Source organism: Aquimarina longa SW024 (assembly GCF_001401755.1).
Classification (GTDB): Bacteria; Bacteroidota; Bacteroidia; order Flavobacteriales; family Flavobacteriaceae; genus Aquimarina; species Aquimarina longa.
On sequence record NZ_AVQK01000034.1, the window covers coordinates 1 to 15,521 of the forward strand.

Annotated in this window: 21 protein-coding genes; 20 read left to right on the forward strand and 1 reads right to left on the reverse strand. The window is 31.3% G+C overall.

The window, feature by feature from the left end; all coding sequences use genetic code 11:
• From N456_RS24315 to N456_RS07930, 6 genes are all read left to right on the forward strand, one after another.
• Window positions 1-1,252 (forward strand): hypothetical protein (locus tag N456_RS24315; RefSeq protein ID WP_082422479.1); only part of this gene is annotated, 1,252 nt, incomplete at its 5' end.
• Complete coding sequence (locus N456_RS07910) at window positions 1,239-2,234, forward strand: hypothetical protein (protein WP_062055689.1); 996 nt, start codon at window positions 1,239-1,241, stop codon at window positions 2,232-2,234. The genes N456_RS24315 and N456_RS07910, both read left to right, overlap by 14 nt.
• Window positions 2,235-2,335: 101 nt before the next feature.
• The gene (locus N456_RS07915; protein ID WP_148639237.1) at window positions 2,336-3,217 is read left to right on the forward strand and encodes a hypothetical protein; all 882 of its coding nucleotides are present in this window, start codon (window positions 2,336-2,338) and stop codon (window positions 3,215-3,217) included.
• Between the two features lie 294 nt (window positions 3,218-3,511).
• Window positions 3,512-3,898: a hypothetical protein gene (locus N456_RS07920; protein ID WP_062055693.1), complete on the forward strand. Its 387-nt coding sequence runs from the start codon at window positions 3,512-3,514 to the stop codon at window positions 3,896-3,898.
• 47 nt (window positions 3,899-3,945) lie between these two features.
• Window positions 3,946-4,548 (forward strand): hypothetical protein, encoded by a 603-nt coding sequence (locus N456_RS07925; protein ID WP_148639238.1) that lies wholly within the window; start codon window positions 3,946-3,948, stop codon window positions 4,546-4,548.
• A gap of 109 nt (window positions 4,549-4,657) precedes the next feature.
• Window positions 4,658-4,954, forward strand: a complete 297-nt coding sequence (locus tag N456_RS07930; protein ID WP_062055697.1) for a hypothetical protein — start codon at window positions 4,658-4,660, stop codon at window positions 4,952-4,954.
• A gap of 98 nt (window positions 4,955-5,052) precedes the next feature.
• Here N456_RS07930 and N456_RS07935 read toward each other — a convergent pair whose 3' ends face one another.
• On the reverse strand, window positions 5,053-5,397 hold the full coding sequence (locus tag N456_RS07935; RefSeq protein WP_062055698.1) for a hypothetical protein: 345 nt from the start codon (window positions 5,395-5,397) through the stop codon (window positions 5,053-5,055).
• Between the two features lie 1,365 nt (window positions 5,398-6,762).
• On the opposite strand from N456_RS07935, the gene N456_RS07940 reads away from it, so the two are divergent.
• The 14 genes from N456_RS07940 (at window position 6,763) to N456_RS08000 (ending at window position 15,516) form a co-directional block, all read left to right on the forward strand.
• Window positions 6,763-7,242: a JAB domain-containing protein gene (locus N456_RS07940; RefSeq protein WP_062055700.1), complete on the forward strand. Its 480-nt coding sequence runs from the start codon at window positions 6,763-6,765 to the stop codon at window positions 7,240-7,242.
• Window positions 7,243-7,606: 364 nt separating this feature from the next.
• On the forward strand, window positions 7,607-7,975 hold the full coding sequence (locus N456_RS07945) for a hypothetical protein (RefSeq protein ID WP_062055702.1): 369 nt from the start codon (window positions 7,607-7,609) through the stop codon (window positions 7,973-7,975).
• 114 nt (window positions 7,976-8,089) lie between these two features.
• Complete coding sequence (locus N456_RS07950; protein ID WP_062055704.1) at window positions 8,090-9,481, forward strand: hypothetical protein; 1,392 nt, start codon at window positions 8,090-8,092, stop codon at window positions 9,479-9,481.
• 4 nt (window positions 9,482-9,485) lie between these two features.
• A complete protein-coding gene (locus N456_RS07955; RefSeq protein WP_062055707.1) occupies window positions 9,486-9,728 on the forward strand; it encodes a hypothetical protein in 243 nt (80 codons plus the stop codon).
• Window positions 9,729-9,847: 119 nt separating this feature from the next.
• Window positions 9,848-10,105: a hypothetical protein gene (locus N456_RS07960; RefSeq protein ID WP_062055709.1), complete on the forward strand. Its 258-nt coding sequence runs from the start codon at window positions 9,848-9,850 to the stop codon at window positions 10,103-10,105.
• 24 nt (window positions 10,106-10,129) lie between these two features.
• Entirely contained in the window at window positions 10,130-10,636 is a 507-nt protein-coding gene (locus N456_RS07965; protein WP_062055711.1) for a hypothetical protein, read from the forward strand.
• 7 nt (window positions 10,637-10,643) lie between these two features.
• Window positions 10,644-10,880, forward strand: coding sequence for a hypothetical protein (locus N456_RS07970; RefSeq protein ID WP_062055713.1), 237 nt, complete (start codon window positions 10,644-10,646; stop codon window positions 10,878-10,880).
• A complete protein-coding gene (locus tag N456_RS24320) occupies window positions 10,877-11,023 on the forward strand; it encodes a hypothetical protein (protein WP_158447850.1) in 147 nt (48 codons plus the stop codon). Before N456_RS07970 ends, N456_RS24320 begins: the two co-directional genes overlap by 4 nt.
• An 84-nt stretch (window positions 11,024-11,107) precedes the next feature.
• Window positions 11,108-11,494: a hypothetical protein gene (locus tag N456_RS07975; RefSeq protein ID WP_062055715.1), complete on the forward strand. Its 387-nt coding sequence runs from the start codon at window positions 11,108-11,110 to the stop codon at window positions 11,492-11,494.
• A 21-nt stretch (window positions 11,495-11,515) separates the two neighbouring features.
• Window positions 11,516-12,217: a hypothetical protein gene (locus N456_RS07980; RefSeq protein ID WP_062055718.1), complete on the forward strand. Its 702-nt coding sequence runs from the start codon at window positions 11,516-11,518 to the stop codon at window positions 12,215-12,217.
• A 127-nt stretch (window positions 12,218-12,344) separates the two neighbouring features.
• A complete protein-coding gene (locus N456_RS07985) occupies window positions 12,345-12,563 on the forward strand; it encodes a helix-turn-helix domain-containing protein (protein ID WP_062055720.1) in 219 nt (72 codons plus the stop codon).
• A gap of 53 nt (window positions 12,564-12,616) precedes the next feature.
• Window positions 12,617-13,063 carry a hypothetical protein gene (locus tag N456_RS07990; RefSeq protein WP_062055722.1) on the forward strand — a complete coding sequence of 149 codons (447 nt, stop codon included), beginning with the start codon at window positions 12,617-12,619 and terminating at the stop codon, window positions 13,061-13,063.
• Window positions 13,064-13,243: 180 nt separating this feature from the next.
• The gene (locus N456_RS07995; RefSeq protein ID WP_062055724.1) at window positions 13,244-15,049 is read left to right on the forward strand and encodes a type VI secretion system Vgr family protein; all 1,806 of its coding nucleotides are present in this window, start codon (window positions 13,244-13,246) and stop codon (window positions 15,047-15,049) included.
• 2 nt (window positions 15,050-15,051) lie between these two features.
• On the forward strand, window positions 15,052-15,516 hold the full coding sequence (locus N456_RS08000) for a PAAR domain-containing protein (RefSeq protein WP_062055725.1): 465 nt from the start codon (window positions 15,052-15,054) through the stop codon (window positions 15,514-15,516).
• Window positions 15,517-15,521: the final 5 nt, after the last annotated feature.

A 15,521-nucleotide genomic window follows, 5' to 3' on the forward strand; every position in this document is an offset into this window, starting at 1 on the left:
GTATGTGCGTACTCCTAACTTTTTAATCCACCCCGATGTAGTATGGGCAGTACACATAAATTATGGAGTAGAAAAAAAGCACATCTTATATCATAATGATAAAGAAGTACCTCTGGTAGAAGGCTATGCAGATTATATGTCATACATAGCTAAGGGATTAGAATGGATTAATAAAAAAATAAAACCCTTTGTAGAGCAATACATGCTTGGAGATAATAGAGAGAGGAAGGAAGATTGGGATAAGGTGCAAGCAATACTACAAGAATTTGTAGAAGAAAGTGTTACCGAAGTGGCATTAGGATTTCACGCAATGATAGATAAGGATCGTCTTATCAACTATTCTGAGGTGCAACCCTATAAGGCGGTGCTTAATTATTACATTTTCCAAATGGTATTGTTTTCCATTGCTTTAGATGTACTATTACTCTACCTCACCAGAGGTAAAGTAGCTCCTTCTATGTACAAAGCAGCCAAAGTTGCCAAACGACTAAAGAAAGCACAGAAAACGATTAAAAAGTTTCAGGATCAGTACGATCTTACCTTTCACATGCCTCAGATTAGTATGAATGCAGCCATATACAAAGAACAACATGGCATAGGCAAGGTTACTACCATAATAGAGTATGCATTACGAGCAGATCCATTTTTTGGGATCTCTACAGAATATGAGTTTGAACCAAAGCGATTACCAAAAGCACTCAAAAAATTTAAGGTAAAAGCTATTGTAGAAGGCAAAATTTCTTTTGATATCAATATACGTTACAACACCTTAACAGGAGAGTTCTTATTAACTAATAGTGCCAAAGATCAAAAAGCAGGAGGTAATCATACCCTGCAACCAGGAGATATCTTACAAATGCAAGGTGCTATTGGACTAGAACTAGAAGGAGAAATAAAAGTAGAAGATAAACGAGAAAAAGTATTATTAAAGGTGTTCCCTATAAAAACACATGTAAAAATAGAAGGAAAAGTAGTACTTAACTCTGCGGTAGGAATCACACGTAGATTTGGGATTCATCCTGATCTAGGTCCTTATCTGGAAGATACCTTATTCTTTGACGGGATCACAGGAGAGTATTTTCAAAATGTAGAGTTTGAAGTTATGGATCAAGAATGGTTTGATTCTAATGAAGAGGATGAGCCAACAAAGATTCCAAAATTTGGAGAAGGTACAGCTAGTCTGGGTAGAATGTATATCTTTGAAATATTTAACCCACACGATCGTAAAAAATATTATAATGAAACGAATTAACCAAATTATAGTAGCTCTATGCTGCTCTATAACTCTTATTTCTTGCGCACAAGACCATAAAAAAAATAATATGAAAAGACCTATAGAACAATTATATAGCAATGTAGACTCCTTAGACTATGAAACTATGCCCCAATATTATATAGAAGGTTATCAAAGTGGTTGCTTTTATGAAATCTATATTAATGGAATATTAAGATTTAAACACTATGAAAATGTAGGATTAATGAATCATTCTACTCCTATTAATGATTTGATTTTACAAAGTGGAACACAAAAAGTAACGGTAAAGCTATTTCCTTTAGGTAAAATAGGAGATCAGGAATTTACAACCATAGATGCTGATGCTAAATTTCGATTAAAGATTTTTAAACGAGATAAAAAACAACCTTATGAAGCATTAGGCTATGATGTGGTTAAAGAATATTTTGCCCCTACGGTAAGTGGAGAACGGGGGGATGCTTTTCTTAATGCAGGAGTACCCTACTATGAAGAAACCTTTACGTTTGAAGCAGAAGTGCCCTATGAATTAAAAGGATGGAGTGAATCGCAAGTACTTACAAAACTAGATCAAAAAGAACTGGAGGAAGAAATCCTCGATTTTTACAATGAATATGATGATATAATCCAAAAGCAAGATGAAGAAAAATGGGTAGGAATGGTTAAAAAAAGAGAATTAGAATATCTTAAATCTGTTCATTATAATGATTCTAAAAATCACAAAATAAGAAGGAGAGTTGATCATTCTATTAATATTTTTGACACAGAATTAGTACATAACATACCACTAGATGAGTATGAAATTATTTTTGGAGGAGATGGAAAAGTTGTTACTTTAAAGAGCGTTGAAAGATTAGGGATGTCAGCATATTCTTTCGCTCAAAACAAAAATCGTAATGGTAAAAGGGCAAAAGCAAGAACTTCATACTATCTATTTCTCCACAAACCCAAAGGTAGTAATAAGCTAGAGATCATAAGGTAATGGTAGCGAGGTTACAAATAGCCAAGTCTTATTATTGGGCTACTACTCTGTTGGTTTTTGTTTTTTATATTTCTTGCGCACAAGACCATAAAAAAAACAATATGAAAAGACCTATAGAACAATTATATACTAGTGTAGATTCACTAGACTATACCACCATGCCTCAATATTATATAGAAGGCTACCAAAGTGGTTGTTTTTATGAAATCTATATCAATGGAATACTAACCTTTGAACATTATGAAAATGTAGGATTGATGAATCATGCGACTCCGATTAACGATTTGATTTTACAAAGTGGCACTCAGAAAGTGACAATTAAGTTATTTCCGCTAGGTAAAATAGATGGTAAAGAATATACAACTATAGATGCCGATGATAGTTTTAGGCTTAAAATCTTTAAGCGAGATAAAAAGCAACCATATGAAGCAGGAGCCTATGATATTGTAAAAGAACATTATGCTACTCTTACTGATGGATTGCCTTATTATGAAGAGACATTTACCTTTGAGGCAGAAGTACCTTATCAATTAAAAGGATGGAGCGAATCACAAGTACTTATAGAACTAGATCAAAAAGAATTAGAGCAAGAAATTCTAGATTTCTATAAAGAATATGACGATATTATCCAAAATCAAGATGAGAAAAAATGGGTTGACATGGCTACAACCAGAGAATTGGAGTATTTGAAATCTGCTCATTACAATGACTCTAAAAACTCAGGAATAAGAAGCAGAATAAATCACTTTATTAATGTTATTGATAGCGATTTTATAGAGCCTTTTCCTATGGATAAGTATAAAATGATTTTTGGAGGTGACGGAAAAGTAGTGACATTAAAAAGTATTGACAGAAAAGGTAGAGCAGCTTATTCGTTTGGAGCTAAATTTGATAGGAATGGTAAAATGAGAAAAGTGAGGCAATCTAGATATTTATATCTCCACAAACCTAAAGGCAGTAATAAGCTAGAAATTATACGATAATGATAATTTCGCACCCAAAATCCGATTAATTCCTTTAGCTAACGAAACGAAAAAAAGACTAATATATATTATCAACAACTAAAATTGACATTAGTCGAGATGGCGTTACATACACTTATATCTCATAATTGAGCTACTGCTATACTATTGGTTTTTGTGTTTAGTAAAACACAAAATAGCATTAAAAATAGACCAATAGAACTTATATAGCATAGACTCTTTGTACTCCTTATTTTAAAAATTTTCAAAATTAATCCCTAAGTATTTTTGTACAACAACTAAATAATAAATAATATGATATTCGGATTTCCACCAAAATATGTCAAAAACATTACAGTACCAGAACTATCAGATAAACAATTATTCATTATAGCTATAGAAACTATAGAAGAACTAAAATGGAATATTGATTCTTTGTTCAAAACAGAATGTGTTGCAATTACTAAATTCTCGTGGAGATCATGGAGCGAAGAAGTAACGATTAGTATTAATAATGGCTCTATTCGTCTAAAAAGTGCTTGTATCGAAAGTCAACTAATAGATTTCGGAAAAAACAAAAAGAATGTTACTCGATTTGTTTCAACATTTAATAGAATGAAAGAAGAATTATCTTTAGCTGACATAGAAGCCAAAATTGTTAAGCTAGAAAATAGTCTTAAAGCAGCAGTATCAATATATTAAGTTACACACTTAATCAGATAATGTTTACTATTCTTAAAACCAATAGAATGAAACCAACGACCATAAAAAATACTATAGACACGATTTTGAACCCTGATTTTAGGTGTTCACTTCATCATAATACTACAGATTTCTTGTCTGATTACCCTGAATACTCAGATATTAGTTATACTCCTTTAAAAATGAATCAACGCGTGTACGGGAATTCTGATGCCTGTATTCTTCAGATCGGAAATATGATTGATATCCTAAAACTTAAAAAAACGTCTCTTTTAATTTTTGATCTTGATCATAAAATTATGTGTAACAAAGTCTTTACAGTACATAAAGAAGACTCAGAATGTACTGATCCTTATTTTTTTCCAGATTTTAGTTTTCATTTTTTAACAAATTCAGAGAGTAATGAGTTCTACTATTCTATCCCTACAGTACCCCGCAATGGCACTGATTATGCCACCAGTATCACTGGAGAAGCAGAAATTGAAGATGCCTTATATTTAAGATCTCTTCCTATTGAAGAGATCTTAAAATTTTGTAACAAACTGATCATAATGAATAAACTTTCTGTTGCATCAAATACTACAAGAGTAGCGGTTACTATTCATGAGGTCGATTATCAAAACTCTAAGTGGAGTATTTTTAAGTATTAGTTAATGGGATCTAATTTAACATGTATATCAGTTACATTTCTCATTTGTTTTTTTTGGGTGTTCTACCACCGTAAAGATCAAAAATGAATATATTAAAGGTCTAAAATATTTGAAGAAAAATGAAGGGAAATTTTTGTCAATTACAGGGAGATTTTCTCATCAAAAAGAAAATATTCTTTTTTCTACTCATAGTATAATTCTAAAAGATAAAACTAAAATAGTCTTACTCCTAAATAGATATAAAAATACAAGAAAAGTACTGATTAAAGAAAACAACGGTAAGTATATAACAGTTATAGGTAAAGTTTTTATTAATGAAATCCTTGAAAAATTCGATCTAATTTCTAGAACAAACAACCCTTATTTAGTTGATATTAAATCTATTGAATTATTCTCTGATGAATAGCATATTAAATACTTTTTTGCCTAATGTTCTATGAAACAAGTACTCTTGGTAATCATTTTTTTAGTCGTTATATTTGATAAATAAGTTAATTACAAGTTTCATATAAGTTTTTTAATATTCTTAGCTGATTCAAAATGTAGTGCAATGCATTTTTGATTTGATGCATTGATTAAATCTATTTGTTCTTTATCATCATCTAAATGTATATCAAACCCACTTAGATAGTTAAATTTATCTTGGTAGTTTGTAAGCTGAATATTACTTCCTATACCAAGCCGTATAGCTACATCAAAAATATCTTTATGAATGACCCTAGTCTGATCACCTATTATTTTTCGTGAACTAGTTATCCAAACTTCATGACCTTTTTCAATAAACCCTTTTGCTATTTTTTGTATTTCAGGTTTTTCTAAAGTATTATCAAAATCAAAACTTATCTTCATATTATTTTTTTTAGAGTTTATAATGTTGTTTTAAGCTTTACTAAATTTTCAATTTGAGTCCTTGTCCTTGTCCTTGTCCTTGTCCTTGTCCTTGTCCTTGTCCTTGTCCTTGTCCTTGTCCTTGTCCTTGTCCTTGTCCTTAACCCTTTATAAAGGGTTTGTAAGCCCTTTATAAAGGGTTAGATAATAATCAAACATGATGGATTAACAATATTTAAACAAATGTATATAAAAAATATATTTATAGTATATTTTTTATATACATTTTTTTCATTTTAAAATATATTTAATATATGATAGAGTGTATACTTCTCTGGTTGGGTTTGAACTATAGAGGGGCAATTCTAAAAGTCATTTTACTTTAGGGGGTGGGGTCGTATTTATAGTCAATTTAGTGAGGTTTTTGGCTTTTCTTCTTATGCTTTAATAATTCCTAACCGTTCGCATATTATACATCAATACTTTAACCGTTTTTGAATAGAATTTTCTTTTACTTCCAAATCTTAATAAGATTTGGAAGTAAAAGAAAAACACTAGTAAAAATAAGGCTTCCCATTATTTACAAACTAATACGCCCGAGATACACCCGAAAATGACAAGCTGACAATAATTTTATAATACCTTTCTATAGTTTAACTATTGATTATAAATAATAATACTATTCATTTCTGTTTTGTTTTCGTGTTACTGTCTGTATTCCTATTCGTCAAATATTTTAAATTTAGAGCATTACATACAAACACTTTTAAACCATAAGCAAAATGAAAACAATTAAGTTTTTTTATATATGATTATTTGCTTTAAGAAGTACCAGAAAGCTTAATTATAAGAAGGCTAAAATAAAACTATAAGAGTTTTTTATTTATTCTTATCGAGCCCATTCTTTTGTTAAAAACAAACAGTAGTTTTATTACAAAAAAGATGTATATAAACTTGCAAAGGTAACAATATATTGTTACCTTTATATCAGCAGTAAAAAAGTATTAATCTACTGATAAACATTGTTATAAAACAATAATTCCAACATTTTAAACTGCGAATTATGTCCAAACATAGTGCCTTCGTTATTTGACATTTTGAGACTGTTACACCCCTATAAATCGAGGGGAGATTTTTTTAATGCTAGTTAAAATAAATCGCCCTCGTAATGAAGATGTAACAGGCGAAACGATAAAAAGGCGGTATGGTAGAAGTTATTTAATATAACTTATAGGTTCGATTCCTATACCGTCAACAATATAAATATCAAAAGATATTTATTGAATTAAGAATTACAATTTTAATAGTTATTGCATTCTTCGGAATGTTTAACAATCACAAAACCCGTTAGCATTTATTATTAAACAATTAAAACCCGTTAGCATTATGAACAGTGAAAACCCGTTAATAAAAAACAGACTTGCCACTTATAAAGACTTTGTAGGTGAATTAAAAGTTACTTACAAAAGAACAACACTTGCCACTCAAAAAATCAAATCATCTAGAGACGCCTCAAATTTTATGAAACCATATTTTGACCTATGTATGGATGATAAAGAAGAAGCCAAAATATTACACTTAAATAGAAAAAATTGTGTTGTTAATGTTACAAATCTTACTAAAGGATCAGATTCGAATACTTTAATTCCGATTAAAGATATATTAAGAGATGTTTTATTAATTAAAACCAATAGTATAATATTATTTCATAACCATCCGAGTGGAAGTTTAGAGTTTTCAAATAGTGATATATCAGTTTCAAAAAAGCTAAAGGTAGCATGTGAACTTTTGGAAATCTCCTTATTAGACAGTATAATTCTTACTAGAGAGTCTTATTCATCAATGAATGATGAATGTTTATTTTAATACTCATCTGCACAATTACGTCCATTATAAAGTTATTAAAACCCGTTAGCATTTAAATATTATGAAAAACATATTCTTTCCCAATAACTGTTTAAAAAACCTTTTAGGCAACATCATTTTAACCATAGTATTAACATTTATAATAGTATGTATAATATTTTGCATTATTCAATTATTATTAATCCATCTGCATATTACTGTAGAGTTTGTTAAACCCTTTAATACATAAAAAAAACAAAGTTGGTTGTAGTCGATGAGACTACACTAGGCTATGTGATTACAAGGTATCTTTTAATGGTTATAAAAACGATAAAGAATACTTATACAAAAAAATAGATGAACACTTAATTAACCCGTTAGCATTATGAATATAATAAACAGAAAATACACATTCTTTTTTTTAATCTTACTTACTTCTTTTCTTTCACAATCACAAACTTTTGAACCGATAAAAAACAAAGGCTTTGACTTAGAGAGTGGGACACCTATCAATGAAAATATAGAAATAGAAAATAAAAATTTTGAGTTATTTACAACTTCTAAAGGAAGCAAGTATATAAAATGTCTTTCTGTCCGTACTGGTGAGTTTTATCCATTATGGATGGGAACAAAAACAAAATTAACTCACGAAGGGAAAAGCGTTTATAAGTCCAAAAAAGGCAAATTTTGTATTTACCTTATATCAAAAAAATCTGGTTTTCCTTATCCTGTATGGCTCACAGAACAAAAATAAAAATCAATAATTAGAATTTAAAAACTAACACACAACCATAATTTTATAGGTTGTGTGTTAATCAATACGTTAGCATTTAGCATTAAAATTAATTAACCCGTTAGCATTATAAATATGAAAGAAAGAAATAACAACAGCAATACAGTAGTACAAAATGATTTCAATGGTTGGACAGCTGAAACAACAGAAAATTATGGTGGTTATGATTGGAAAATAACCACAATGAAACAAAGTAATGGCAAAATTGCAACAATAGCAATTGCAGGAAGAGCAGGGAAAAGCAACAATTTTTTAACTTTTGAGACTTCACCCCTAACATCACCAAAAGTAAATCTAGCATCAGTAAAAGCCAACGCCACTGAAAAAAAAGTAAGGGAAACTCATATTATTGGGTTATTACAGTTTGACTGTCTTAAAGAAGCCGAACAATTACCTATTAACCCAAAAGGAGATCATAAGGAGGCTTATAAAATAGAAGTTGGGCAAGTCATATTTTTTAACGGTTACGGACAATCAGAAAGTTACCACGAAAAGAAAGTTATCTATCATATAAATACTTCTGAATGGGGTACTAATTACAAATATGTAAACCTTAAAACATTAGAATTAGGCTCTACAACTCATTTAGAACCATCTACAGAAATTTTTAGAATTGGAACATATTATATTGAAGGTGAAAAAATTAACCTTGACGAATTAAATAATATTCTTATTGAAGCAAAAACTAAAGAACGAAAACAACAAAAAAAGGAAGATGCTAGTAAATTATTAAACCAACAATTAACGAATGCCAAAATTGAAGAAGGTAAAAAAGGTTTAAAAATTCCTAAAAATGTAAAAGCCGTAATAGTTGCTGAATTAATGGAAGATAGAAGCGACAGCCAAACAGATTATTACCACAGTCAAAGCGTTCAAACTATTTATTTAGCATTTAGCACTCACAAAAGAGACTTATTTAATGAAATGCGGAAAGCCTCTTTAAATAGTGATAATGAAGAAATACGAAAATTTGCTATAAAGCCAACAGTTGACCAAAGCGGAGATGTAAAAACAAAAGAAAATGCAGAGTTTTGGACTCCCAAGGACGAACACAGAGAAAAATACTCAATGGGCGCAGGTTATTATTTACATTCTGGTTATAGCCGTAGCGGTTGGAGAATTAGCAAAGAGAAATATTTAGACTTCGAAAATGAAAATACAAAAAACCTTTTAGCTATAGCCAATGCAGAAGGACGGTATTTTTGCCAAGTGAATACTAAACAGGTAAAGCAAGATCAAGCCAAAAAAAAGGTAAGTCTTGACGGTTTAAATCTCGAAATTATTGACTATTCACAAAAAGCTATTGCAATAATAGGTAACACCAAAGAAATCAAAGAAGGATTAAAAGCTATTGGAGGAAGATTTAATTTTCGTTTAAATGTAAACAGTAAAAAAGTGGCGGGGTGGATATTTTCCAAAACTAAAGAAACTGAGGTTAAAAATTTACTTTCTAAATATAAAAATTAGAGCTATGGGGAACAAAATATATCAAGTGTTTTCACCTGATGGCTTTTCGATCAGTCAAGACACATACTCTACACCAGAAGAACAAAAAGAAGCGTTTAATAAATGGAAAAAACGTTATCAAAATCAAGGCTACTATAGTTCAAATAATGGACGAATTCCGCTAGATTATTTAGAACAATATTGTACGTTCAAGGAATTTGAAACAAGTAACCTTAACGACATTAATTTATATTATAATCCATCTTAAAAAATTAATTATAGGCGTAGGGTAATGCTTGCGCCTATTTACAAATATGAAAAGAGAGCCAAAACAAGTATTAAAAGCAATTATTTAACAACTATAACAAATTTATTTAAGACAAAAAAATGAGTAAAATAAATAAACTAGACGAAATAACAAACGAGACTAAAAGAGCTGATTTAATAAGCTATTTAATAGAAAAGCACACAACAGGCTATCAACTAACTGAAGTGATCACAAAGGGCGCAAAATTCAGCGAATATCTAAGTAACAAAAGGGACGGAACAACGGTAATTTTTAAAGAAGTAACAAACGGTGGTTTTGATGTTTTTAAATCATGTTCAGGAATAACACTAAAAGAGATAGAAGAATTTTTAAAATAATCTAAATTAAACCTGTTAGCATTTATGAAAATTAAAAACAAAAAAGGACAAGACGTTATAATCACAGATCTCAAAGAAGCTTTACGAGAAGCTAAAATCTATGTCCGTTGGCATGATGAAACGAAATTAAAAAAAGAATTAGGAGCACTGGAGGACGGAGTTATTTATTTTGAAAATGCACATTCAGAATGGGAACATAACTTAGAACAATTGAAGGAACTAGCAAATCAAATTTTATATAAAGAATTGACCTCAAAAGGATGGGAACAAACAGATCCAAGCTGTAACCAGTATAGAAAAAAGATTGAAGATAATATTTACTTATTTAGAGAAGATAGAATAATTAATCCACATACAGAAGAAATTGAGGTGTATGAATCTAAGATTAACTTATCTAATTATACCCAAATGCAAATGTTTGAGGAAGTTAAACAGTTTGGTTATTCGTTTAACGAGATGTGCAATTGGATTGATGAAGGAATAAATCCCTGTCTTATAGCTAAATGTATTTTTGAAATGGAAGTTTCATAATTAAGCTATGGTATATTTAATATATAAAACAGACAACTGGCATAGTTATAATTCGAGAGAGGTTATAGGAGTGTGTTTTGAGCCTGAAAGTGTTATAAAGACATGTAAAGAACAGGCTAAAAAAGAGGGTGAAAAAATCAAAAAAAACCAACTTTTTAACTTACAAACTTATAACCAAACACAAGGTTATGAAGGCGAAGGGGAATTTCATTTTGAATCTGTTGATACTAATACTTTATTATGAAGATATTAAAAATAGAACTAGAAGAAAATGAGCTAGAAAACGCAGAATTTGTTTTACAAGCCATTGGAAAAGCTATTGAGCATGGTTTTTATAGAGGTATAGAATTCCCTGTTAATTGGCATCTAGAAGCGAAAGCAAATTAAATATAACTTATTAATCAAAAAAAAACTTAAAACATTCTTTATAGTAATAAGAGTGTTTTAAGTTTTTAATATACGTTAGTATTTATGGAAAATAAACTTGATAAAAAATTTGTCAAACGTTGGCAAAAAAATCACAAAAGTAGATTAAAAAAAGTAGCAAGTGGTGATGGGTTAACACCTATTAAAGCACGTATGAGATTAAAATCAATGGAATCGAGAAGTAGAGAAGAAAATTTAAAAATTTCTCAAAAAGATATACTGTATTTGATTGATAAAATTACAAAAATTCTGAAAGAAGAAAATCTAAAAAGAAATATCTTTTTTTCACAGGACGAAGCACCTCAACAGCAAATACACTGTAACTATCGACACATTCAAAATCAAGCTATTTTTATAAGATGGTTTAGCCCAAGGAAAGCAAAGGATGAGCCTTCTATAATGTGGGGTTTTAGATTGAATTATATTAATTAGAAATGTAATACGTTAGCATTTATGGAAAATCAAAACACATCGTTAGAACTAATGAAAATTAAAACTAATTGGCTCGCTGAATTTCAATTCAGCTTGTCATTTTTACAGACACTTAATTTATTTTATCTTATTTTTTATGCTATTGAAGCATCAACCTTATTTATGTTAGTTTTTCCTGAGTCTTTGATAGGACTCGCAAGAATTATAGCTAGTGTGTGTATTGGTGTGGTTATTAGTTCCGCAATTATTGTAGGTACTATTTATAGTGAAAAAGAATGGGGGATGCATAAATATATATTTGGAATTATTTCACTTTTTTTTACACTTAAATTTTTTCACTTTTTTGAAACTTATGATTGGTCAATGGGAGTATTATCACTCATACTTGTTACTATAGAAATGAATCTAGCTCAAATATATTATTTAAAGTATCAAGAAGAAAAGGAAATAAAAAAAACCGAAGAAGAACTAATCATGATTAGTAGAGAACTTTTAGCAGAAAAAGGAAAGTCAATAGTTTGGGAAAAAAATACACTAGATGAAAAAAAGGAACATACCAAGACTAAAGAAGAACTTAAAGAAGTTAAAAAAGAACTCAAAGCAAAAACTTTAAATTTTCCATGCCAACATTGCGGAGCTTCAAATAGTTCTATTAGTAGTAAAAAGAAACATGAAGCAAAATGTATACACAACCCTAGAAATCAAAAAAATACAGAAACATAAGTTTCTGTATTACAAAGTTTATTTTTTTATTATATAAAAAAATAATGATAAATGATTTTAGATATTAATTAAACTAGATTATATTTAATACTATTCAATCATTTATATAAAACAGATGTCTAACAAAATGACAAAATCAGAAGAGAAATTTATTAGCTTTATTAAATTTGAGAGAAATAGATTAGGGTATTCACAGCAAAAATTAGCTGAACTTGCATTTGGAAATATTAAAAATGCAAAGCAAAGAGTTTCTAAAATTGAAAGAGGTCTAAACAGTCCTACCTTAGAGACTATCGACAAAATTTTAGAAGTATTTAATTCAGAAATAGATTTTTTAAAAAAATAACACATAATTCTAACTGAATTATTATATTTCTTAAAATTCTAAATTTCTTCTAAATGGTTAAATATAATAAACATCAAAATGATAGAACGAACTATCCTCAAAAACATAGATTAGAAATTATATATAATAAGGATAGAAATGAAACATTAGGAGAAATGCTTATTAGAAGGAATCATTTACTAATTTTATTATTCGAAAGAATACAAGAAGCCCCCATTGAATTATATGGTAAAGCGGAAGCTCCAATGATTATTTTAAATCGTAAAATAAAACTAACTGCATTTGTAAAAAAATTTAAACTAAACTTTACTAATAGTCCACGAATAAACTCAGAAGTAGTATATACAATGACTATTAATGCAACAGCTATGTTAGAACCTTTTACTATTAACGAATTTATTCAAGATTATGAACAAGAAGACTGGGGGCAAACTATAACTAGACTTCTTGGTAAGAAAACTTTTCTCGAAGAAAAATATAAAGAAAATTTCTCAAAATAGATAAGAGCATCTAGGAGTAGTTTAAGAAAGGACTATAATACTATTATGCAAGAATAAAAGCTCTATAAATTACAATCCTTCGGAAGCATTTCGAAGTAAAGAAATATAAATAAAAATTAAACAATTAAAAAACAACATATTAGGTGGTGGATAACTTTCAACGACCAATACTTTATTAGAATGGACGGGGAGCAGATCTCTGATATTGTAGCATTTTCATTACAGGAGAGCGTAGGCGAGCACTCTTTTTTTAGCGTTACCATACGCACTGATGTATTAGAAAGCAATACCGATCAGGATAGCGTACTGGGAGATAGCAGACGATTCTTAGGTAGAGATTTCTCTATACAAGCACGATCCATTATGGCTATAGAGGGCTATAGCGAACTCGCTTTTAAAGGAATAATCACTGCTATGAATCCACAAAAAGGATATAATGGAGCATCAGAAGATGTAATTGTATTCGAGGGATATAGTAGCTCTATCATACTCGATAATGGCCCAGAATATAAATCCTATAATCAGATGCCACTAGCAGATATTGTACAAGAAACATTAGGGGTCTATGATCAATCTAAACTAAATGTTACTATAGCACCAGAGGATAACAGTACCCTACAGTATTCTGTAATGAATGGAGAGAGCCGATATCAGTATCTAAAACGATTAGCTATATCCAAAGGAGAATACCTACTCTATAATACAGACACCCTATATTTTGGGAAACCTCATCTAGGAGACACCATCCCTCTTACCTATGGTATAGATCTAAAGAGTTTTAAAATAGGTATCACCCCTAAGCATGGAAAAACAACCTATTTTGGACATAACTACCACACCGAAGAAGATACTACCGCAGCCACTACCGATGTCGTAACCAATGCACAGGGAGTAACCGCCATAGCCAATACCGTAGCCGATGCCTTATATAGTGCTACCACACAGGCACAGCACCAATCCTATGAGCACCCAGATCTACAGCAGCGTATCGATACCCGCGTAGCACTACAGAAAAAAGTAACACAGCAGCAGCAAGTTATTATCACTGGTGATAGCACACATATCGGAATTAGCCTAGGTAAAGTAATCAGCATCCGTAATGAGCGAGGTACCTATGGTAGTTATAGGATAACCGATATAAAACACAGCCTAACCGCGATCGGAGCTTACCAAAATAAGATCACAGCTGTACCCATAGATATAGATATATTTCCTCTCACAGATATACAAGCATTCTCTAGTGCACAATCCAATACCGCTACCGTAGTAGATACCAATGATCCCGATAGAATAGGACGTATAAAAATCCGATACCCTTTTGACAATCAATCAGGAGCTACAAGCCCCTGGATACGCGTCGTTACGCCATATACAGGAGCCGATTATGGGGTACATATACTTCCAGAAATTGGAAGTTCTGTACTTATTAATTATCATTCTGGAGACATCGATCAGCCGTATGTTATAGGAGCACTATATACAGGAGTCAACAAACCCGATCAGTGGAACTCTGATGCTAACAATAAAAAAGTAACCCGCACCCGTAGCGGTCATACCATAGAGCTCGATGATACTGAGGGGCAAGAGATGATCAATATCTATGATAATGAAGGCAGTAGGATTAGTTTTAATACCCAAGAAAAATCACTATACATCGCTGCGACAGAAAACATAGAGATCACCGCTAAGAATATCCGTATCGCTGCAGAGGAGCACATCAATATCCAAGCCAATCAAAATATACAAGTAGCAGCACAGCAAGACCTTAGCGCACTAGCAGAAGGCACTGTAGCACTACAATCCACTGGCGATATGACTGCCAGAAGTAGTAGCAACCTAGCCATGGAAGCCACCAGTAATCTTACTGCCTCTGCACAGAATACCACTATAGAAGGACAAACCACCGCAGAGATCAATGGTGCGCAGACCAAAATAGCAGGGCAAGCCCTAGCAGAAGTAACAGGAGCAATCGTAAAAATCAACTAACTATGCCAGGACCAGCAACCACAGTAGGCAGTATGCACCTATGTCCCATGTGTACAGGTACCGTACCCCATGTAGGAGGCCCCGTAATAGGCCCAGGAGTACCCACCGTATTAATCGGCAATAAACCCGCCGCCACTATAGGAGATCTATGTACCTGCGTAGGACCACCAGATACTATTGCTACAGGAGTATCCTCTGTACTAATCGGTGGCAAACCTGCCAGTACCCTAGGCGATACCACAGCACATGGCGGTAGTATTACAGAAGGCAACCCTACCGTACTAATCGGTACAGGATGTAGCCAACCAAGAGCAGTGATGCCCATTGCAGAAATACCGTTCCCCACCATCTCTATTGTTAATAGAATACTCGGCAATACCAGAGAAGCACAAGCCAATCAAGAAGAGTTACGACAACAGTCAGAAGAACAACATGGTTATTTATCTGAATTTAATGTAAGCTTTTAATTAAA